General features: G+C 68.3%; 20 protein-coding genes. 9 read left to right on the top strand and 11 right to left on the bottom strand.

Annotated features, from left to right (window positions below; genetic code table 11):
* Positions 1 to 75 precede the first annotated feature (75 nt).
* Complete coding sequence (gene pdxR, locus R2APBS1_RS06940) at positions 76 to 1,524, bottom strand: MocR-like pyridoxine biosynthesis transcription factor PdxR (protein WP_015447380.1); 1,449 nt, start codon at positions 1,522 to 1,524, stop codon at positions 76 to 78.
* Positions 1,525 to 1,681: 157 nt separating this feature from the next.
* Between pdxR and R2APBS1_RS06935 the strand changes: the two genes are divergently transcribed.
* Both R2APBS1_RS06935 and R2APBS1_RS06930 read left to right on the top strand, forming a co-directional pair.
* The gene (locus tag R2APBS1_RS06935) at positions 1,682 to 2,479 is read left to right on the top strand and encodes an MBL fold metallo-hydrolase (protein WP_015447379.1); all 798 of its coding nucleotides are present in this window, start codon (positions 1,682 to 1,684) and stop codon (positions 2,477 to 2,479) included.
* 9 nt (positions 2,480 to 2,488) lie between these two features.
* On the top strand, positions 2,489 to 2,959 hold the full coding sequence (locus R2APBS1_RS06930; RefSeq protein WP_015447378.1) for a cupin domain-containing protein: 471 nt from the start codon (positions 2,489 to 2,491) through the stop codon (positions 2,957 to 2,959).
* Between the two features lie 20 nt (positions 2,960 to 2,979).
* Here the strand turns inward: R2APBS1_RS06930 and R2APBS1_RS06925 are convergent, their stop codons facing one another.
* From R2APBS1_RS06925 to R2APBS1_RS06915, 3 genes are read right to left on the bottom strand one after another with little or no spacing between them, the layout of a single operon-like run.
* Positions 2,980 to 3,351 carry an ArsR/SmtB family transcription factor gene (locus R2APBS1_RS06925; protein ID WP_015447377.1) on the bottom strand — a complete coding sequence of 124 codons (372 nt, stop codon included), beginning with the start codon at positions 3,349 to 3,351 and terminating at the stop codon, positions 2,980 to 2,982.
* A 4-nt stretch (positions 3,352 to 3,355) separates the two neighbouring features.
* Positions 3,356 to 4,441 (bottom strand): ACR3 family arsenite efflux transporter, encoded by a 1,086-nt coding sequence (arsB, locus tag R2APBS1_RS06920; protein ID WP_007513082.1) that lies wholly within the window; start codon positions 4,439 to 4,441, stop codon positions 3,356 to 3,358.
* Positions 4,438 to 4,944: an arsenate reductase ArsC gene (locus R2APBS1_RS06915; protein WP_007513080.1), complete on the bottom strand. Its 507-nt coding sequence runs from the start codon at positions 4,942 to 4,944 to the stop codon at positions 4,438 to 4,440. The genes arsB and R2APBS1_RS06915 overlap by 4 nt, the downstream gene beginning before the upstream one ends.
* 75 nt (positions 4,945 to 5,019) lie before the next feature.
* Here R2APBS1_RS06915 and arsH point away from each other — a divergent pair, with 75 nt between their 5' ends.
* Entirely contained in the window at positions 5,020 to 5,787 is a 768-nt protein-coding gene (arsH, locus tag R2APBS1_RS06910) for an arsenical resistance protein ArsH (RefSeq protein WP_015447376.1), read from the top strand.
* 107 nt (positions 5,788 to 5,894) lie between these two features.
* Here the strand turns inward: arsH and R2APBS1_RS06905 are convergent, their stop codons facing one another.
* Both R2APBS1_RS06905 and R2APBS1_RS06900 read right to left on the bottom strand, forming a co-directional pair.
* The gene (locus R2APBS1_RS06905) at positions 5,895 to 6,458 is read right to left on the bottom strand and encodes a YdeI/OmpD-associated family protein (RefSeq protein ID WP_015447375.1); all 564 of its coding nucleotides are present in this window, start codon (positions 6,456 to 6,458) and stop codon (positions 5,895 to 5,897) included.
* Between the two features lie 44 nt (positions 6,459 to 6,502).
* The gene (locus R2APBS1_RS06900) at positions 6,503 to 8,347 is read right to left on the bottom strand and encodes an ABC transporter ATP-binding protein (RefSeq protein WP_041676873.1); all 1,845 of its coding nucleotides are present in this window, start codon (positions 8,345 to 8,347) and stop codon (positions 6,503 to 6,505) included.
* 153 nt (positions 8,348 to 8,500) lie between these two features.
* Here R2APBS1_RS06900 and R2APBS1_RS06895 point away from each other — a divergent pair, with 153 nt between their 5' ends.
* The 3 genes from R2APBS1_RS06895 to R2APBS1_RS06885 all read left to right on the top strand — a co-directional run bounded on the left by R2APBS1_RS06895 (position 8,501) and on the right by R2APBS1_RS06885 (position 12,261).
* Entirely contained in the window at positions 8,501 to 10,909 is a 2,409-nt protein-coding gene (locus R2APBS1_RS06895) for a DUF3772 domain-containing protein (RefSeq protein WP_041676691.1), read from the top strand.
* Positions 10,910 to 10,945: 36 nt separating this feature from the next.
* Complete coding sequence (locus tag R2APBS1_RS06890) at positions 10,946 to 11,761, top strand: helix-turn-helix domain-containing protein (protein WP_015447372.1); 816 nt, start codon at positions 10,946 to 10,948, stop codon at positions 11,759 to 11,761.
* 77 nt (positions 11,762 to 11,838) lie between these two features.
* Entirely contained in the window at positions 11,839 to 12,261 is a 423-nt protein-coding gene (locus tag R2APBS1_RS06885) for a VOC family protein (RefSeq protein ID WP_015447371.1), read from the top strand.
* A gap of 12 nt (positions 12,262 to 12,273) precedes the next feature.
* On the opposite strand, the gene R2APBS1_RS06880 is transcribed toward R2APBS1_RS06885, so the two are convergent.
* Positions 12,274 to 13,908 (bottom strand): alpha/beta hydrolase, encoded by a 1,635-nt coding sequence (locus tag R2APBS1_RS06880; RefSeq protein WP_015447370.1) that lies wholly within the window; start codon positions 13,906 to 13,908, stop codon positions 12,274 to 12,276.
* Between the two features lie 61 nt (positions 13,909 to 13,969).
* A complete protein-coding gene (locus tag R2APBS1_RS06875; protein WP_015447369.1) occupies positions 13,970 to 15,649 on the bottom strand; it encodes a serine hydrolase in 1,680 nt (559 codons plus the stop codon).
* Between the two features lie 151 nt (positions 15,650 to 15,800).
* On the opposite strand from R2APBS1_RS06875, the gene R2APBS1_RS06870 reads away from it, so the two are divergent.
* Together R2APBS1_RS06870 and R2APBS1_RS06865 are read left to right on the top strand one after the other, a co-directional pair.
* Positions 15,801 to 16,595, top strand: a complete 795-nt coding sequence (locus R2APBS1_RS06870; protein ID WP_015447368.1) for a phosphatase PAP2 family protein — start codon at positions 15,801 to 15,803, stop codon at positions 16,593 to 16,595.
* Positions 16,592 to 17,422 carry a DUF72 domain-containing protein gene (locus tag R2APBS1_RS06865; RefSeq protein ID WP_015447367.1) on the top strand — a complete coding sequence of 277 codons (831 nt, stop codon included), beginning with the start codon at positions 16,592 to 16,594 and terminating at the stop codon, positions 17,420 to 17,422. The genes R2APBS1_RS06870 and R2APBS1_RS06865 overlap by 4 nt, the downstream gene beginning before the upstream one ends.
* 77 nt (positions 17,423 to 17,499) lie before the next feature.
* On the opposite strand, the gene tnpC is transcribed toward R2APBS1_RS06865, so the two are convergent.
* Positions 17,500 to 18,270: an IS66 family transposase gene (tnpC, locus tag R2APBS1_RS06860; RefSeq protein WP_235645155.1), complete on the bottom strand. Its 771-nt coding sequence runs from the start codon at positions 18,268 to 18,270 to the stop codon at positions 17,500 to 17,502.
* 128 nt (positions 18,271 to 18,398) lie between these two features.
* Here tnpC and R2APBS1_RS06855 point away from each other — a divergent pair, with 128 nt between their 5' ends.
* On the top strand, positions 18,399 to 19,370 hold the full coding sequence (locus tag R2APBS1_RS06855; RefSeq protein WP_015447366.1) for an IS481 family transposase: 972 nt from the start codon (positions 18,399 to 18,401) through the stop codon (positions 19,368 to 19,370).
* On the opposite strand, the gene R2APBS1_RS06850 is transcribed toward R2APBS1_RS06855, so the two are convergent.
* Positions 19,359 to 20,105, bottom strand: coding sequence for an IS66 family transposase (locus R2APBS1_RS06850; protein WP_235644691.1), 747 nt, complete (start codon positions 20,103 to 20,105; stop codon positions 19,359 to 19,361). The two genes, R2APBS1_RS06855 and R2APBS1_RS06850, sit on opposite strands and share 12 nt — an antisense overlap.
* Before the next feature lie 19 nt (positions 20,106 to 20,124).
* Complete coding sequence (gene tnpB, locus R2APBS1_RS06845; RefSeq protein WP_015446531.1) at positions 20,125 to 20,493, bottom strand: IS66 family insertion sequence element accessory protein TnpB; 369 nt, start codon at positions 20,491 to 20,493, stop codon at positions 20,125 to 20,127.
* Positions 20,494 to 20,592 lie beyond the last annotated feature (99 nt).

The raw sequence follows: 20,592 nt of genomic DNA, 5'->3' as shown, positions 1-20,592 counted from the left end.
AGTCAAGCGTTGCTGCCGCGGGCTGCCTTGCCGCCATGGCCTGCACGCGCTCCCGCCGGAACCCGTCAGCGATGCCTACGGTTCCCGGCCCCTTTCCAGGGTACGACGAATACTCTGCAGTGCTGCCGTGATATCGCCGGCATCGATCACGCCATAACCGAACGTCACCGCCGGCTCGATCCCGCGCGTCATCGCGTAGTCGGCGGTGGATTCCGCGCCGGCGGCGTGGCGCAGGATGGTCGGCATGAGCCGGGCCGCCCGCGCGGGATCGCGGAATCGCGCGGCCAGGTGCAGGCCCGCTTCGGACGGAATCGGTTGCAGCCAGCGGCCGAGCACGCGCTGCAGCCCGTCGAGCAGCGCCGCGCGGCGTTCGGCGTAGATCGGCCGCATGTGGCGCAGGTGCCGCGCGAGGTGGCCGTCGCGGATGAAGGCGGCAAGCGCGGACTGGGTGAGGCTGTCGCAATGCGAGTCGACGCAGTGCTTGACCGTGACCAGCCCGCTGTGCGCCCACGCCGGCGCCACCACGAAGCCCTTGCGCAGCGAGGGGAACATGCTCTTGGAGAAGGTGCCGACGTAGAACACCAGCGCGTCGCCATCCAGCGTCTGCAGCGCGTCGAGCGGACGGCCGCCGAAGCGGAACTCGCCGTCGTAGTCGTCCTCGACGATCACCGCGCGATGGCGGCGCGCGAAGTCGAGCAAGGCGGCGCGCCGGCGCAGCGACATCGCCGCGCCGGTGGGCGACTGGTGCGAGGGCGTGACGCTGATGATGCGCACGTCCTCGGGCAGGCGTTCGACACACAGGCCTTCGTCGTCCACCGGCAGCGGCAGCAACCGTGCGCCGGCGGCGGCAAACGCGGCGCGCAGCGGCGGGTAGCCCGGCTCCTCCACCGCCACCTTCGTTTGCCCCGGCGTGACCAGCAGCCGGGCGATCAGGTCGAACGCCTGCTGCGCGCCGGAGGTGACGATCACGTCGTCGGCGCTGCAGGCCACCGCGCGGGCAAACGCAACGTGCTGCGCAATCGCCTCGCGCAAGGCGGGGATGCCTTGCGATGGCGCATACGCAAACGGTTCGCGCGCGCTCTTGCGCAGCGTCTGCGCCGTCAACCGGCGCCAGACGTCATGGGGGAAATGGCGGTGGTCGGGAATGCCCAGACGGAAATTGCGCTCGGGCAAGGCGCGCACGGACGACGGCTGCAGGAACGGTGCCCGCCATGCGGGCGCAAAACGCGAATCGTCCGTACCCACGCGCGCCGGCTTCGACCGGCGCCGGGCGAACTCGACGACCTGCGGTCTGGAGCCCTTGCGCGCCACCAGGTAGCCCTCGGCGACCAGCAGGTCGTAGACAGTGACCACCGTATTGCGCGCCACCCCCAGGGCCTCGGCCACCTTCCGCGTGGCCGGCAATGCGGCGTGCGGCGGCAAGCGGCCGTCCAGGATCGCCGCGCGCAACTGCAGGTGCAATGCGTGCGTGAGCCCGCCGGAGCCGCGCGGCAGCAGCACGGGAAACGGGAAAACTGGTTCCATCGAATCTCTCGTGAATGGCTCAACCAAGGATCCAGATTACCTCTAGAGTCAGCACGGTAGGAGCACCCCTCCGCGCCATGCTTTCCGTTACGTGACGAAGAGCATCGCGCCCTTCGGGGCGCCCCACCGGTGAGGTCCAGCCCATGGAGAATCGATCGTGACGAAAGCCATCTGCGAAACCTGCGGCACCCAGTATGCAGACTCCCCCACGCATTGCGCCGTCTGCGAGGACGAGCGCCAGTACGTCGGCGCCCATGGCCAGAGCTGGACGACCCACGAAGCGCTGAAAGCCACCCACACACTGCGCCTGCAGGACGAAGCCGGCGTGCTCGGCATCGGCCTGGCGCCGGATTTCGCGATCAACCAGCGTGCGCTGTACCTGCCCACCGACGCGGGCAACATCCTGTGGGAATCGCTGAGCCTGGTCACCGACGAGGCGGTCGCCACGTTGCAGGCGCGCGGCGGCGTGGACCTGATCGCGATCTCGCATCCGCATTTCTACGCCGCGATGCTGGAATGGAGCGAGGCGTTCGGCAACGTGCCGATCCTGCTGCACGAAGCAGACCGCGAGTGGGTGCGCCGGCCCTCGCCGAACGTGCAGTTCTGGCGTGGCGATGCGTACCGGCTGTCCGATGCGGTGACGCTGATCCGCAGCGGCGGCCACTTCCCCGGCAGCACGGTGCTGCACTGGAAGGACGGCCCGCGACCCGGCGGCGCGCTGTTCTCCGGCGACGCGCCGCACGTGGTCAGCAACCGCCGCCACGTCTCGTTCATGCGCAGCTATCCCAACTTCACGCCGATGCCACCGGCCGACGTGCGCCGCATGCAGGCGCGCCTGGCCGGCTACGCGTTCGAGGACGTCTACGGCTTCACCTGGGGCCGCAACATCATCGGCGGTGGCCGCGCCGCGGTGGACGCATCGTTCGACCTCTACCTTGCCGCCATCGCCGCCTGAGCCGCGCCCATGACCATGCCCTCCGCCCGCCTGCACGACTACCTGCCCGCCCGCTTCAGCACCGCTGCCGCGCGGCACTGGGTGCCCTCCTCCACCCCCGGCAAGTCGTCCAGCCCGCTGCGCTTCTTCGCCGACGACCGCGGCTTCGTCGAGCTGCTGCGCATGGAGCCGGGCACGGTGATGCCGCTGCATCGCCACACCGGCGAGATCCATGCGTACAACCTCAGCGGCACGCGCAAGCTGTGCACCGGCGAGCTGATCGGCCCGGGCGACTACGTCTACGAGCCGCCGGGCAACACCGACTGGTGGAAGGTCGTCGGCGACGAGCCGATGCTGGCGCTGGCGATCGTGATGGGCACGGTCGAGTTCCTCGGCCCCGGCGGCGTGGTGACCGGCCGTGCCTCGGCCGGCACTCAGCGGGCGGAATACGAGCGCTACTGCCGCGAGCACGGGCTGGCGATCCAGGATCTGGTGGACTGATCGCAGGGATGTCAGGCGGCTCAGGCCGAGGTCGGACGGCGCCTGGCCGCCGCGGCCGGCCGCTTGTCCGGTGCGCACTTGGCCGCGGCGGTTGCGCACGTGCCAGCGGACTGGCTGCAGCAGTGATCCGTCAGGTAGCCGACCAACGCGTCCATCGCCTCGATCACCGGCGCGTAGTAGATGAAGCGCCCGCTTTGCCGGCTGCTCACCAGGCCCGCGTGCGACAGCTCCTTCAGGTGGAAGGACAGCGTGGCGTTGGGCAGGCCCAGCTTCTCCGCGATCGCGCTGGCCGCCAGTCCTTCCGGCGCATGTTCGACCAGCAACCGATAGACCGCCAGCCGCGACTCCTGGGCGAGCGCGGCGAGGATGGTGATGGCTTGCCTGTTCTGCATGGCGCTACTCCCGGGCCGCTTCATACCAGCGCTTGCTGCGGTTGACGATGCGCACCACCGACAGCATCACCGGCACCTCGATCAGTACGCCCACCACGGTCGCCAGCGCTGCGCCGGAATGCACGCCGAACAGGCCCACCGCGGTGGCCACCGCCAGCTCGAAGAAGTTGCTGGCGCCGATCAGCGCCGACGGGCCGGCCACGCAGTGCGGCACACCGAAGCGGCGATTGAGCCAGTAGGCCAGGCCGGCGTTGAAATACACCTGGATCAGGATCGGCACCGCCAGCAGCGCGATGATCGCCGGCTGCGCGAGGATCTGCCGGCCCTGGAAACCGAACAGCAGCACCAGGGTGGCCAGCAGTGCGCCCAGCGACACCGGCCCCAGCCGCTGCAGCAGTTTCTGCAAGCGCGTCTCGCCGCCGTGCGCCAGCAGCTGGCGCCGCAGCAGCATGCTGAGCGCCACCGGCACCACGATGTACAGCAGCACCGACAGCAGCAGCGTGTTCCACGGCACCGTGATCGAGGAGATGCCCAGCAGCAACGCCACGATCGGCGCGAACGCCACCACCATGATGGCGTCGTTCAGGGCGACCTGGCTCAGCGTGAACGCCGGCTCGCCGCGGCACAGGTTGCTCCACACGAACACCATCGCCGTGCACGGCGCGGCGGCCAGCAGGATCAGGCCGGCGATGTAGGAATCGAGCTGTGCGGCCGGCAGCTGGCCGGCGAACAGGTGGCGGATGAAGATCCAGCCCAGCAGCGCCATCGAGAACGGCTTCACCGCCCAGTTGATGAACAGCGTGACGCCGATGCCCTTCCACTGGCGACGCACGCCGCCGAGCGCGCCGAAGTCGATCTTAAGCAGCATCGGGATGATCATCAGCCAGATCAGCACCGCGACCGGCAGGTTCACCTGGGCCACCTGCATGCCGCCCAGCGCCTCGAAGCTGCCGGGCAGCAGGTGGCCCAGCAGCGTGCCGGCGACGATGCACAAGAGTACCCAGAGGGTGAGCCAGCGCTCGAAAAAGCCGATGCGGACGCCCTCCGCGGGAGCCGGACAAGCAGTCAGTTCTGCGGGTGTCTGGTTCATGCGTCCGCTTCTTCGTCGGTGATGCTGCCGATGTGATCGAGCGCCTGCTTCAACTCGTCACGCCCCATCGTTTCCACCGGCAGCTTCAGCAGTGCCGTGATTCGATACAGGATCAGCGTGTGGGCGCGCCGGAACGCCGCGATCGCGGCGCCCGCCCCGTGGGCGGCGGCCGGATCGGGCAGGCCCCAATGACTTTTCACGAAGTCGCCGAACAGCACCGGGCAGGTCTCGTTCGCGGCGTTGTCGCAAACCGTGATCACGATATCCAGCGGCGGCGCGCCCGCTTCGGTGAAGCGGTCCCACGACTTGCTGCTGAGTCCCTCGGTGGCGATGCCCAGCGCCTTGAGCTCCTCGATCGCGTACGGGTTGACGCGCCCGGTCGGCTGGCTGCCGGCGCTGAACGCCTCGAAGCGCCCCTTGCCCAGGTGGTTGAGGGTGGCCTCGGACAGGATGCTGCGTGCCGAGTTGCCGGTGCAGATGAACAGGACGCGACACGGGGGCATGGCGACGGTTCCGGATTGGTTTCTATATTTCCATAATGATAGAATCGTCAAATCAAAGCAACAGGAAACGTGCCCGTGCCGATCCAGGACCTGCCTCATATAGCCGCCGATATGCTGGACACTCCCAGCCTGGCCAAGCTGGCCTTGCCGGCCGACGCCGGTCACCCGCCGCGCATCCTGATCCTGTACGGCTCGCTGCGCCCCCAGTCGTTCAGCCGCAAGCTGGCGCTGGAAGCCGAGCGCATCCTGCGCCACTTCGGCGCCGAGACGCGGGTGTTCGACCCGCACGAACTGCCGCTGCTGGACAGTGTGCCGGCCAGCCACCCCAAGGTGCAGGAACTGCGCGCGCTGTCGCTGTGGTCCGAGGGTCAGGTGTGGGTGAGCCCCGAGCGGCACGGCACGATCACCGGCGTGTTCAAGAACCAGATCGACTGGCTGCCGCTGGAAGACGGCAGCGTGCGCCCCACGCAGGGACGCACGCTCGCGGTGATGCAGGTCTGCGGCGGCTCGCAGTCGTTCAACGTGGTCAACACCTTGCGCGTGCTGGGCCGCTGGATGCGCATGCTGACCATCCCGAACCAGTCTTCGGTGGCCAAGGCCTGGCAGGAGTTCGACGACGACGGCCGGATGAAACCCTCCCCGTTCTACGACCGCGTGGTGGACGTGATGGAGGAGCTGTTCAAGTTCACCCTGCTGGTGCGCGGGCGCAGCGACTACCTGGTCAGCCGCTACAGCGAGCGCAAAGGCGCCGCCGCGGCGAAGGCGCTGACCGTCGCGGCCAACGTGCTGGAAGGTGCGGCGACGGCGGGCAAACCCGCCTGCTGCAGCAGCGGAGCGTGCTGAGCCAGCGACGCACGTCTGCCGCAGCCACCGGCTAAACCGGCGCGTCCTCCGCCGGCCCGAAGCCGCGGCGGACGTGTCCGACGGCACCGACCGGCCACTGGGATCTGCTACGGCTCCTCCGGCTCCTCCGCCGCGTCCGGCGCCCCGAACGCCTTGCTGTAGTAGCCGGACGGGTCGAAACAGCAGACCCGGCGCTTGCCTGAAGCAAGCATGCCGCAGGCATCGGCGACCCGCTTGGCGCGCGTGGCCGATTGTTTGGCGGACGTGACCCAGTGGATCCAGTCCACGCGCGCCAGGGTCGTGGTGCTTTCCCAGGCTGCGCGGGCCTCAGGTGCGCCGTCCAGCGCCCGGCGCAAGTCCGGCGGAAGCTCCGGTTCCGGTTCCCTGGCCACCGGCGCCAGTTCGAGTGCGACCGTGTCGCCGACGGCGGCGCCCGCGGCTTCGCGCAGCGCCTTGTCCACCCTGAGCCAATGACTCAGCCGGCCATCCGGCTCGAGCGTGGCCCGGAACGCCTGGCCATCGAGCGTGCCCTCCACCGTCGTTCGGCCCCGCCGCGGCAGCCTGGCGCTGACTTCCGCGGGCAGCACCACGAACGCCCACGACGCATCACGGGGCTCCGCCGGACGCAGCAGCTTCGCCTCGAATCGGAATGTGGCGTTGTTCTTGACCATCGCGGATCTTCCCTGGGCAGCCAAAGGATACGGGGTCAGCCAGGTCATGGGACCGACGCGTCCTCCGCCGCCACGAAACCGCCGGTTTGCCGCTTCCACAGCCGCGCGTAGAGGCCTTCGTGCGCGATCAGCTCGGCGTGCGTGCCGGTCTCGACGATCTGCCCCTTGTCCAGCACCACCAGCCGGTCCATCCGCGCGATGGTGGACAGGCGATGGGCGATCGCAATCACCGTCTTGCCCTGCATCAACAGGTCGAGACTTTCCTGGATCGCCGCCTCGGCTTCGGAATCCAGCGCGCTGGTGGCTTCGTCCAGCACCAGGATCGGCGCGTCCTTCAGCAGCACGCGTGCGATCGCGATGCGCTGGCGCTGGCCACCCGAGAGCTTCACGCCGCGCTCGCCGACCAGCGCGTCGTAGCCCACGCGGCCTTCGCCATCGACGAGTTGCGGGATGAACTCGTCGGCGCGCGCCTTGCGCACGGCATCCATGATCTGCGCCTCGCTGGCGTCGGGGCGGCCGTAGAGAATGTTGTCGCGGATCGAGCGGTGCAACAGCGAGGTATCCTGGGTCACCACGCCGATCTGCGAACGCAGGCTTTCCTGGGTCACCTGCGCGATGTCCTGGCCGTCGATCAGGATGCGCCCGCCTTCCAGGTCGTACAGCCGCAGCAGCACGTTGACCAGGGTCGACTTGCCCGCGCCGGACGGCCCGACCAGGCCGATCTTCTCGCCCGCGCGCACGCTGAGGTCGAGCCCGGCGATCACTCCGCCCTGCTTGCCGTAGTGGAAGTGGATGTGCTCGAAATGCACGCCGCCGTTGGTGACCTCCAGCGGCATCGCGCCCTCGCGGTCCTGCACCGCGCGCGGCTGCGCGATGGTGGTGATGCCGTCCTGCACGGTGCCCACGTTTTCGAAGATGCCGTTGACCACCCACATGATCCAGCCGGACATGTTGTTGATGCGGATCACCAGCCCGGTCGACAGCGCGATGGCGCCCACCGTCACCCGGCCCTCGCTCCACAGCCACAGCGCCAGCGCCGAGGTGCCCACGATCAGGAAGCCGTTGAGCGTGGTGATGCTGGCGTCCAGCGCGGTGGTGACGCGGGTCATCCGGCGCAGCTTGTCGGTCTGCTCGGCCATCGCCTCGGCCACGTAGGCCTCCTCGCGCCGGGTGTGCGCAAACAGCTTCAGCGTGAGCACGTTGCTGTAGCCGTCGACGATGCGTCCCATCAGCTTCGAGCGCGCCTCCGAGGCCAGCCACGAGCGCTGCTTGATGCGCGGGATGAAGAACGCCAGCAATCCGACATACGCGAACACCCACGCAAACAGCGGCACGGCCAGCCACACGTCGGCCTGCGCGAACAGCACGATCGCGCTGCCGGTATAGATGGTGACGTACCAGATCGCGTCGACGATCTGCACCGCCGACTCGCGCAGCGCGCCGCCGGTCTGCATGATGCGGTTGGCGATGCGCCCGGCGTAGTCGTTCTGGAAGAAGCCCAGGCTCTGGCGGATCACGTAGCGATGGTTCTGCCAGCGGATGCGGTTGGTCAGGCTGGGCACGATGGACTGGTTCACCAGCAGGTCGTGCGCGCCGATCGCCAGCGGCCGCACGATCAGCGCCACGAAACCCATCCACAACAGCTCGTTGCCGTGCTGCCGGAAGAAACCTGCCGCCGGCGCGCCCTTGGCCATGTCGACGATGCGGCCGATGAAGCCGAACAGCGACACTTCCACGATCGCCACCACGAAGCCCACCGCGATCGCCACCGCGAACACCGGCCACACCTGGCGCAGGTAGAACGCGTAGAAGCGCCACACTGAGGCCGGCGGCATGCCGTCGACCGGTTCCTTGAACGCGTCGATGAGGGATTCGAACCAGCGGAAGATCATGGGTGTTCCGGCACGACGGGGCGCTTCATTGTGCGTGAAGCCGGCATCGCATGGGGTGACGACCGTCGAGCCTGAACGCCAGCCGTGAAGATCGCCACTCATCCGCCCGGCGCGATTGACCGCCCGCGGCGGCGCTCCGATCATGGGCGGATGCCTACTCTGCTCCGCTGCCTCCTGCTCCTGTTGCTGACGTTCGGCAGCGCCGCGTCGCTTGCCCAGAGCAGCGACCCGTCATCGACCGCCGCGCCGGCGGCGACACCCGCACAAACGCTGGATCAGCTGGGCAGCCAACTCGACACCGTCAAGGCCGCGCTGAAGGACAAGAAGCCCGATACGCCGCTGGCCGACCTGCGCACCACCGCGCTCGGCGTGCAGGACCAGGCGCGCCAGCTGGCCGCCGACCTCGCACCGCAGATGACCGCCCTGCAGGCGCAGCTTGCCGTGCTGGGTCCCACGCCGGCGAAGGGAACGCCACCGGAGGCGCCGGAAGTCGCTGCGCAGCGGCGCAAGCTCGACAAGGCGCAGGCCGATCTGGACGCGCAGATCAAGCAGGCGCAGCTGCTCGGCCAGAACGCGGCGCAACTGGCCGCGCAGATTTCCGGCCTGCGCAACGACGAGTTCCAGGCGCGGCTGGCCTCGCGCACGGCCACGCCGTTCAGCCGCACGTTCTGGGCCGATCCGGTGCGCGCGTTTCCGGACGACGTGGCGCGGCTCAAGCGGCTCGGTGCGCGCTTCGCCGACGCCATGGCGCAGGCATGGCAGCCGCCGAACCGGCAGCCGCTGGCGTGGTGCCTGATCGCCGCCGCGCTGCTGCTGGGCGGCGGCCGCTGGGTGCTGGAACGGCTGCTGCTGGGGTTGGCCACGCGCCACGTGCCGGACGGCCATCTGCGGCGCAGCGCGATGGCTGCCGCGGTGGCGCTGGCCGCGGTCCTCACCACCGGGCTGGCGGCGCAACTGGCCTACCTGGGGCTGAACTGGAACGACATTCTCGACGACGACCTCGCTGCGCTGGCCACCAGCGTGGTCGGGCTGGTGTTCTTCGCCGCGTACGTGACCGGACTGGGCCGGGCGCTGCTGTCGGTACCGCGGCCATCGTGGCGCCTGCCGGCGCTGTCGGACCTGGCGGCGCAACGGCTGCACCTGTTCCCGTGGCTGCTGGCCGCGGCGGCGCTGCTGTTCGGCCTGCTCGACCGCACCAGCCGCGCGATCGGCACCAGCCTGCCGGCCACCGTGGCCACGCGTGGCCTGTTCGCGCTGGTCATCAGCGGCCTGATCGGCCTGGCGTTGCTGCGTCTGCGCCGCGCCCGCCGGGAACAGGCCGCCAGCGGTGCCGAGCCGGAGCACCGGCCGGTATGGATCGGCCTGCTCAGCGCGGCCGCCACGCTCGGCGTGGCGGTCAGCTGGCTGGGCGTGGCCACCGGCTTCATCGCGCTGGCGTTCTTCGTCGCCGTGCAGATGTTGTGGGTCGGCGTGATCGTGGCCACGGTGTACCTGCTGATCCATCTGCTCACCGATCTGATCGACACCTTGCTGTCGCCGCGTGGGCGCAGCGGCCAGCGGCTGCAGGCCACCTTCCAGCTGGCGCCGCACACGCTGGAACAGACCGCCACCCTGCTCGCCGGCGTCTGTCGCGTCGGGCTCGTGCTACTGGCGCTGGCGACCGTGCTGACCCCGTTCGGCGCCGGTCCGAAGGACCTGCTGACCAGCGCCGAACAGACCCTCGGCAGCTTCCGGCTCGGCGATCTGGCGATCAACCCCGGCAGCATCTTCAGCGCCGCGCTGGTATTGGTGGCAGGACTGTTCGTGCTGCGCACGCTCAAGCGCTGGCTGCGCGAGCAACTGCTGCCGAAGTCCACGATGGAACCGGGCATGCAGGACTCCATCGTCACCCTGCTCGGCTACCTCGGCGGCATGCTGGTGTTCGTGCTGACGCTGGCCGCGCTGCAGGTGGACCTGAAGAGCATCACCTGGATCGTCAGCGCGCTGTCGGTGGGCATCGGCTTCGGCCTGCAGGCGATCGTGCAGAACTTCATCTCCGGCCTGATTTTGCTGGTCGAGCGGCCGGTGAAGGTGGGCGACTGGGTCAGCCTGTCCAGCGACGTCGAGGGCGACATCCGCCGCATCAACGTGCGCGCCACCGAGATCCAGATGTGGGACCGCTCCACCGTGATCGTGCCGAACTCGCAGCTGATCACCCAGAACGTGCGCAACGTGACCCTGGCCAACGCGCAGGGCCGCGTGCAGATCAAGCTGCCGATGCCGCTGGACACCGACGCCGGCAAGGTGCGCGAGCTGGTGCTGGGCATCCTGCGTGCGCACCACGGCACGCTGGCCGCGCCGGCGCCCTACGTGCAGCTGGAAAACGTCAACGCCGGCGTGATGACGTTCAACTGCGTCGCCTACGTCGGCGGCCCGCGCGAGGTCGGCGGGGTGAAGAGCGAGCTGCTGTTCGAGATTCTCGAACGCCTGCGCCGCGAACGGCTGCCGATGACCAGCCCGCAGAGCATGCTGGTGCGCACGCTGCCACCGCTGCCCGACGAGGACGAGTGCACCGGCTGAAACGCGTAGACTTGCGCCTGATCACGGAGCATGCCGATGGGATTCCAGCACCGCCTGCCCGCACCGCCACTCGACACCCTGGTCGCGACGATCTGGGACTGGGACATGCCGCCCGCCGCCCATCGCTATGAACGCGTGCTGCCGCAGCCCGGCGCGCAGCTGATCATCAACCTGCACGAGGACGAGACGCGGGTCTACAGCAACGACGACGCGCGGCGTTGCACCCGTTCGTCCGGCAGCGTGCTCGGCGGACCCGGCCTGCACAGCGAGATCATCGACACCGCCGAGCAGATCCGCGTGATGGGGGTGGTGTTCCGCCCCGGCGGCGCCCACGCGCTGACCGGCGAGGATGCCAGTACGCTGACCGGCCACGACATCGACCTGGCCGACCTGTTCGGCAGCAGCGCCACGAGGCTGCGCCAGCGCCTGCTGGAAACCGCCGACGCCAGCACGCGCCTGCAGCTGCTGGAGCGATGGCTGCTGCAATGCCTGCGCGGATCCGCACCGGAATCCGCCGTGGCACACGTACTGGCCACGCTCGACCGGCTGCCACAGGTAGCCCGGATCCCGTTGCTGGCGCGCGACACCGGATTGTCCGAACGTCGGCTCGGCCTGCTGTTCCGCCGCCAAGTGGGCATGGGGCTGAAGCATTACGCGCGGCTGATGCGTTTCCGCGCCGTAGTGGTGCAGGCGCAGACGCTGCCCGCCGTGAACTGGAGCCACGTCACGGCGGACTGCGGCTATTGCGACCAGGCCCACCTCACCCATGAATTCCGCCGCTTCGCCGGCATCACGCCAGGGGCGTTCATGGCGGCGCGGGGACCCTACCTCAATCACCTGCCGATCGCCTGAGCGGTTGCGGAAATCTACAAGACCGGCGGCATCACCGGCGCCATTCTCCGCGCACATCACCCAGCGAGGTTCTTCGCATGTCCCAGTCCCACGGCAGCACCATCATTCCCTGCCTGCGCTACCGCGACGCGCACGCCGCGATCGAGTGGCTGTGCAAGGCCTTCGGCTTCCAAAAGCACGCCGTCTACGAGAACGAGGACGGCGGCGTGGAACACGCCCAACTCACCTTCGGCGGCGGCATGGTCATGCTCGGCGAAGTGCGCGACAACGAATTCGGCCGGCACATCGCCCAGCCCGACGAGATCGGCGGGCGCGAGACGCAATGCGCCTGCGTGATCGTGGCCGACTGCAAGGCGCACTACCAGCAGGCGAAAGCCGCCGGCGCGGTAATCGTGGACGACTATGCCGAGAAGGACTACGGCGGCGCCGGCTACAGCTGCCACGACCCGGAAGGCCACCTGTGGTACTTCGGCAGCTACGACCCGTGGCAGCCCGAGTGACGCCGGTGCCGCTTACGGTGCCGCCGCGGCCCGCCGCTTCAGCTTCGAATCCGGCCGCGCCACCGCATACATCTCCCACGCCATCTGCTTGAGCAGCCCCTGACGATCCTTGCCCTGCGCGTACAGGTCGAAGTGGGTCTTGCCCGGCAGGAAGCGGAAGTCCGACTTCGCGCCCAGGCCATCCAGCACGGCCTTGAACTTGTGCGCGGCGCCGTCGAGATAGAACGTGTCGGCGGTGCCCACGACCAGGTGGATCTTGCCGTCCAGGTCGCCTTTCAGCCGCGGCCAGTTCGCCTGCACGAGATGGGCGATGTCGTAGTGCTCGCGCCAGTACGCGACCACGGCCGGATCGACGGCGCCGGTGTCGCGATCGAACATCGGCAGCGGCCGACCGTCCGCACCGCGCGGCGAGAACACCCACTCGAACGAGGCCATCTGGCCGCCGTACTCGCCCAGCACGCGTTCGAGCTGCGCGAACGCCTCGAAGCTGGCCAGCACCTTGCCCTTGTCGCGCACCAGCGGGTACGGCGTGCCGTCCGGCTTGCGGTACACGTTCGCGTGCGGTGCATACAGGTCCACGCCGGTGAAATCGTGGAAGTCGCTGGGGTCAGGCGAGGTGGACCAGGTGCCGCCGAAAATCTTCGGGTAACGCGTCTGCAGCCACAGTGTGGCCCAGCCGCCGGAGGAATGGCCAGTGAGGAAGCGGCCGGACGGGCGCGCATCCATGCGATAGCGCGACTCCAGCTGCGGGATCAGCTCGGTGGTCAGCGCCCAGCCCCACGGGCCGTTGTTCACCGAGTCGGCGAATTCGTGCGTGCCGGTGGGGCTGGACTGATCCAGGAACACCCAGATCATCGGCGGCATCTGATGCTCGGCCATCGCGCCGTAGACCATCGCCGCGTTGCCGGCGAGCGACGCCGCGCTGCCGCCGTAGCCGTGGGTGGCATACACCACCGGCCAGCTCTGCTTCGCGTGCGGGTCGTAGCCCGGCGGCAGCAGCACCCAGCCACGCATGTGGATCGGCCGTCCCCAGAACGCGCTCAGCGCCGGGCTGACGAAGTCCAGCGGCTGCGCCGCGCGGCGCGCCGCGTCGAGGTGCTTGCGGGTGGTGTCGCTGAGGTAGCGCGCCGGCAAGTCCCACGGCTCGCGCGCGCTCAGCACGCGGTCCAGGCTCAAACGCGGCGGCGTCGCGGCCGGCAGATGCAGCTTCACCACCGAGCTGACCAGGTCGCCCGCGCCGCGTCCGCTGTAGTTGTAGCTGTGATCGACGTCGAGCACCGCCTGCACGAAGTAGTCGCCAGGTGGCAGCTGCGACCAGCCGGCCGGGTACGCCAGCGCATCAGCGTCGATCTCCACGCCCTGTCCCGGCACCAGCCGGCTCACCTCGCGCGCGGCCACCGAGGCCTGGGTGGCGCCGAACGGATTGGCATCCACCTCGTCGACCTTGCCATCCTTGGCCGCGGCGATGGCCGCCTTGGCATCGGTGGCGAACAGCAGCAGCCGGCCCGACGCCGGCTGGGTCAGCGTACTGCCCAGCTCGACACGGAACGGGCTGTGCGCCTCCGACGCGTCGGTGCGCGCCAACGCCACGCCGGCGAACAGGCCGCAGCCCAGCGCGATCGCTACTGCACGACGCATGTCACGCATGTCGCTTCCCCAGTATCACGGCAGTGGAAGCGCCGAAGTCGCGATCGACCCCGGCACCCGTTCAACGCTTGTCGGTACCCGGCTTGTCCGCGACCGGCACCATGCGCAGGTCCTGGAAGTCGAAGCTGAAGTCGGTCAGCGGCGAGATCGGCTGCATGCGCACTTCGCTGACATGGCCGTCCACGTCCAGGCTGAAGGTGACGAAGGCGTCGGCGTTGAGCGTGCGGTCGTCCCAGCGCACGGTGAAAGTGTCGTGCTGCCACGGCATCATCGTGCCGACCAGCTGCTTCGTCTTGCTGAAGCGCAGGCGCAGCTTGCCATTCTCGTGGCTGACGATGACGTCGCCGTACCACGGGTCGCGGTAGCTGCCGGCGTACTTCGCCAGCGGCAACGAGGGCTTGCTGCGCTTGTCGCGCGCGGCTTCGTGCTTGGCGAAGCTGTCGTCGGCCTTGGCCTCGGATTGCTTCACCGCCTTGTCGTAGGCGGCGACCCAGTCGGTCTTGTGCTCCGGGTTCAGGTAAGCGTCGAGCACGCGATAGGTCACCGCGTTGAACGCGGCGCCGGACTCGGCATTGGTCAGCACCACCACGCCGAGCTTCAGCTCCGGCACCAGGGTCACCCGCGAGACCATGCCGGGCCAACCGCCGGTGTGCCAGACCAGCTTCCTGCCGAGGTAGTCGGACAGGAACCAGCTCTCGCCGTAACCGGAGAAGTTCGGTACCAGCGGCGCCAGTTCCGGAACCGGCGGCTTGCCGATCTTGATCGGGGTCAGCACGCTCCACATCTCGCGCTGGCTGTCCTCGGAGAACAGCCGCGCCGGCTTGCCGTCGCTGCCCATCGCGGGCAAGACGCCGCCCGCCAGCTGCACGTTCATCCACTTCGCCAGGTCGTGCGCGCTGGAGTAGATGCCGCCGGCGCCAGGGTCGTTGAGCCAGGCCATCGGCGGCACCGGCTTGAGATCCTTGAAGTCGGCCTTGGCGTGGCCGGTGGCCACGTCCATGCCCGGTTTCAGATAGGTCATGTCGACCAGCGACTCGTCCATGCCGACCGGCTTGAACAGATGCTCGCGCACGTAGTCGGCGTAGCTCTGGCCGGAAGCCTGCTCGATCACCAGCGTGGCCACCGCGAACAGGATGTTGTCGTAGGCGTAGCCGCTGCGGAAGCCGTTCTTGATCGGCACGTGGGCCAGCCGCTCGACCACTTCCTTCGTGCTGTACGACGTCGGCGGCCAGTACAGCAGGTCGCCCGCGCCGAGGCTGAGGCCGCTGCGGTGCGCCAGCAGGTCGCGGATGCGCATCTCGTGGGTCACGTACGGGTCGGACATGCGGAACCACGGCAGGTGGTCGATCACGCGGTCGTCCATCTTCAATTTGCCCTGCCCGGCCAACTGCTGCAGCGCGGCGGCGGTGAACGCCTTGGTGTTGGAGGCGATCGCGAACAGCGTGTTCGCATCCACCGACTCGGGCTTGCCGATCTCGCGCAGACCGAAGCCCTGCTCCATCACCACATGGCCGTCCTTGACGATTGCCACGGCGATGCCCGGCACGTCGAAGGTCTTGCGCGCACTGTCGACGTAGGCAGCGAAGTCCTGCAACTGCGCCGGCAGCATCGGTCGCACGATGTCGCCGGTCGAAACCGGCGGCGGCGACTTCGCGGCCGGAGCCTGCGCCATGGCAGCGGTGGCGGAAACGAGCAGCGCGCAGCAAAGCGCCAGGCGCAGGGAGAGGGGTCGCTGGGACATCGAAGGCTCTGCGGGTGACAGTCTCGCAACTATCGCGGCAAACCGGATGCAAGGCCAGCGCTGGAAGTCACACCCTCGACGCAACGTGCGGCAACGCCGATCATGGCGCCAGCGTGCCGCGCAGCGCGGCCGCGTCGAACCGAGGAACGCGATGGACCCCATGGTGGAATGGATCGCCGCTCATGCCCTGCGGCTGTGGGCGTTGCTGCTGTTGCTGGCTCTGCTGACCGGCGACCTAGCCTGGCGGCACAACGCGCGCTGGCAGCGCCATGCCCTCGCCCGCGGCCATGCGCCGATCGTGCTGCGCTGGCAGGTCGGGTTGATCCTGCTGCTGGCGCTGGCCCTGCTGTTCCTCGCCATCGCCTCCGCGATCGCCGGGCAGCCGGCCGGCGAACTGGCACGCTTCGACGCCGACCTGGCCGAAAGTCTGCACGCGCAGCTGCCGCTGCCGGCGCTGCGTGGCATCGCCGTGGTCACCCATCTCGGCGACCAGTGGTGGGTGGCACCCGCGTCCGCCGTGGTGGCATTGTTTCTGCTGCTGCGCCGGCACTGGCGACTGGCAGGTATCTGGGTGGTGGCCCTGCTCGGCATCCTGCCGATCAACGGTGGCCTCAAGACACTGTTCCAGCGGGTGCGGCCGCTGCACGACCACGGCTTCATCGTCGAACGCGGCTGGAGTTTCCCCAGCGGCCATGCCTTCGGCTCCATCGTGTTCTACGGCATGCTCGCCTACGTGCTGCTGCGCCTGCTGCCGCAGCGATTCCACCGCGCGACGATCGCCGCCGCGGTGCTGTTGGTCAGCGTGGTCGGGATCAGCCGCATCCTGCTGCAGGTGCACTATTTCAGCGACGTGATGGCCGGCTACGCCGCGGGCGCGGCGTGGCTGGTGCTGTGCATCGGCGCTGCCGAACATCTGGGCAGACCGGCACCGGGAGTGCGGCCATGAACGACCTGTTCGCCCCCGCCAGTCCCGACGGCCCGCAGATCCGCGTCGGCATCGGCGGCTGGAACTACGCGCCGTGGCGCGACAACTTCTACCCGGCCAAGCTGGTGCAGCGGCGCGAGCTGGAATACGCCAGCCGCCAGCTGCGCACGATCGAGATCAACGGCACGTTCTACGGCGCGCAGAAGCCGGCGACCTACGCGAAGTGGGCGGCCGACACACCGGCCGGCTTCATCTTCTCGTTGAAGGCGCCGCGTTACATCACCGAAGGCAAGCGGCTGGCCGATACCGGCAAGGGCATCAACGGTTTCGTGCATGGCGGCCTGGCCGAGATGGGCGACCGGCTGGGACCGATCCTGTGGCAGTTGCCGCCGTCGCGGCCGTTCGATGCCGACGACCTCGCCGCCTTTCTCGACGCGCTGCCGCGTGAATTGAACGGCCAGCCGCTGCGCCACGCGCTGGAGGTACGCCACCCCAGCTTCCTCGACGCAAACTACGTGGAATTGGCGCGCACGCAGCGCGTGCCGACCGTGTTCACCGACTCGCCCGATTATCCCTCGCTGGCCGATCTCACCGGCGACTTCAGCTACGCGCGGCTGATGCGCAGCGAGGATGGCAATCCCGCCGGCTATGCACCTGCCGAACTGGATCGCTGGGCCGGCCACGCGCGCAATTGGGCTGCGGGCAACGACATCGCCGACCTGCCGCACGTCGCCGCGCCGCAACCACCGGCGCCGCCGCGTGATGTATTCGTGTTCTTCATCAGCGCCGCCAAGCACCGCAACCCGGCAGCGGCGATGACCTTGCAGTCGCGCGTCGATGGCGCATAGGGCGGACACTGCCCGCCGTTCCTGGTGGTGCGTCGAAAGTAAGCGTCCACCCACCCCACCTTGAAGGATGCCGCGGGCTATGCCAGCGGCAACAGGGTGGTGATGTCGCGGTCTTTGGTGGTGGGCAGGCGGGTGAGGACGTCGGTGAGCCAGGCGTGGGGTTCGAGGCCGTTGGCTTTGGCGGTGGCGAGCAGGCTCATGAGGGCAGCGGCACGTTGGCCGGCGCTTTGGGAACCGGCGAACAGCCAGTTCTTGCGACCGATGGCGATCGGCCGGATGGCATTTTCGATGGGGTTGTTGTCGATCGGCCAGGCGCCGTCGTCGAGGACGCGCACGAGTGCGCTCCAGCGTCGGAGCGTGTAATCAACGGCCCGGCTTAGGCCGCTGTTGCCCAGCGCCTTGGGTTGAAGGTCGTCCAGCCAGTGCTTGAGTGCGTCGAGTTTGGGCGCGAGGTGTCTTCGTCGTTCGCGCGTGCGCACTTCGTCGTCGAGGTCGCGCAGTTTGGCTTCGATGGCGTAGAGCTCGCCGATACGCCGCACGGCGTCTTCGGCGATCGAGCTGCCGCTGGCCTTGTGAGCGTCGACGAAGGTGCGTCGCGCATGCGCCCAGCAGGCCAGTTCGGTGATACCGGAGGTAAACAGCGCCTTGTAGCCGGCGTAGTCGTCCACCATCAGCGCGCCGCGCCAGTTTCCGAGGAACGCGGCGGCATGCTTGCCGGCGCGACTGGGGCAGTAGTCGAAGAGGACGATGGGCTGCTCGCTGGTGTTGCGATACGCAAACAAATAAGCGCGTTTGGTTTTGCCGGCACCAGGATCGAGCTGGGCGACCGGGGTTTCGTCGGCGTGCAGGACGTGCGAGGCAAGCAGCTTGGTGCGTAGCTGTCAGGTGCCGTGTGATTGTCTTGAGCATCGGGTATGGCGTTTGAGCGCGGCCCGTGCTGCGATGAGCCAACTCTATCAGCACCTAGGAACCTGAGATGCCGCTGACCCTGCACCCTCTGGCTCGTACGACACCGCGCACTCGCGCGGAATTGCAGGCCGAAGATCCTGCCCTGAGCCATGAAGCACTGGCCCGTCGCTACGGCGTCACCGCGCCCACGGTTCGCAAGTGGCGCGAGCGGGATTCAACCGCTGACCGTTCGCATCGCCCGGCCACGCTGCACTGCACGCTGAGCGCCGCTCAGGAAGCGGTGGCGATGGAGATTCGCCGAACTCTATGGCTGCCGCTGGATGACCTGCTGGTGGTGGTGCGCGAGTTCCTCAACCCAGCGGCTTCGCGATCGGGGTTGGCGCGTTGCCTGCGCCGCCATGAGCTGAATACGCGCCCGGTCGAGGACAAGGGTGCGCCGGTCGTGCGCAAGACCTTCAAGGACTATGCGCCTGGCTTCATCCACGTCGACATCAAGTACCTTCCTCAGATGGCTGACGAAACCGCCAGGCGCTATCTGTTTGTAGCCATCGACCGCGCCACGCGCTGGGTCTACCTGCGCATCTACGCCGATCAGAGCGAGGCCAGTAGCAGCGACTTCCTGCGCCGTTTGCACGCCGTCGCGCCGATGAGGATCGAGAAGCTGCTGACCGACAACGGCAGCCAGTTCACCGACCGCTTCACCCGCAAGACGAAAGAGCCGACCGGCAAGCACGCGTTCGATCGCGAGTGCGCGCTGCTGGGCATTGAGCATCGCTTGATCAAGCCACGCCATCCGCAGACCAACGGCATGGTCGAGCGTTTCAACGGCCGCGTCAGCGACATCCTGGCCACCACCCGCTTCCGCTCGCGTGAGGATTTGCAAACTACGATCGAGCGTTACGTGAAGCTCTACAACGAGCATCTTCCGCAGCGAGCCATCGGCCACAAGACGCCGCTACAGGCGATGCACTCGTGGCGTAAACTGCGGCCCGATCTGTTCGTTAGACGACCAAAGAATCAGACGGGACTAGACACGTAGCGCATCCACCAGCGGTTGCAGCGCCACGCCGACCGCGCCGATCCATTCGGCCAGTGTCGTGCGCGATAGCATGATGCCGGCGCGCGCGAAGATCGCTTCCTGCCGGTACAGCGGCAGGTGGTCGGTGTATTTCTGGATCGCGACCTGGGCCAGCAGGCCCGGGGCGGCGAGGCCGCGGTCTAGGATGCTGGGTGCGACTGGCTCGGCGACGATCGTCTCGCACGTGCGGCAGGCGTATTGCGGATGCACGTCGCGGCGCACGAAGAAGGTCATCGGCTCGACGTCCAGCTTTTCACTGACGTGTTCGCCGATCTTCACCAAGGCGGCACCGCAGGTGGCGCAGTCGCAGGAGGCCGGTTCGTGGATCGTCTCGATACGCGGCAGCTCCGGCGGCAGCGTGCGGCGAACCGGCTGGCGGGGTGGGCGAGCCGCCGGTTGGGCGGGCTCGCGCAAGGCGGCCAGTTCCGTCTCCAGCGCCGCGATATCCGCGGCCATCGCCTCGTCAAACAGCTCGCGCTGGGCCGGATCCATGCGTTCGGACTTGGCTGCGAACTGCACGCGGCGCAGGCGCGCGATCTCGTGGGTGAGCTTGCCGATCTTCGCATCTTTGAACGCGATCGTGTGGTCGCGCTGGGCGATGGTTTGCTCGTGGGCGGCAATCACCGCACCGCAATCGGCCAGCATCGCACGCAGCGTTTGGACGTCCGTGATGTCGTTGATCGCTGCGTGATCCATGGTCGCGCAGCGTAACGGGTTACACGCATTTTTCAAGCGGCATCGGCGCGCTCAAACGCTGCCAGTCCACTCCCGCACACAACCATGCGAACTGCGCGTGACCGAGCGACCACAGCGTCTCACCCGCCGACGGCCAGACGAATCGCCCCTGATGCAGTCGACGCACCGAGAGCCACACGCCCTGCGCGTCCACCATCAGCACCTTGATGCGTGTGGCGCGGCGGTTGCGGAACACATACGCTGAACCGTCCAACGGTTCCCGCCCCAGCACTTCGCGCACGTGCACCAGCAGCCGATCCGCACCACAGCGAAAATCTACCGGCGCACTCACCAGCCACCATGCGCACGGTCGACCTGTGCCGCCCACTCCACTCCGCTTCATGCTCATCGCTACGTTCTTGGTTGAACAGGCGCGTAGTGCAGCGGCTACGAAGTACTTGGGGAATATGAGGTGGGCGGACGCTTACCGTCGAAAAGCCGGCGGGCA

Origin of the sequence: Rhodanobacter denitrificans, assembly GCF_000230695.2 — a bacterium.
Taxonomy (GTDB): Bacteria; Pseudomonadota; Gammaproteobacteria; order Xanthomonadales; family Rhodanobacteraceae; genus Rhodanobacter; species Rhodanobacter denitrificans.
This window is presented reverse-complemented; position numbering and strand designations above follow the sequence as displayed.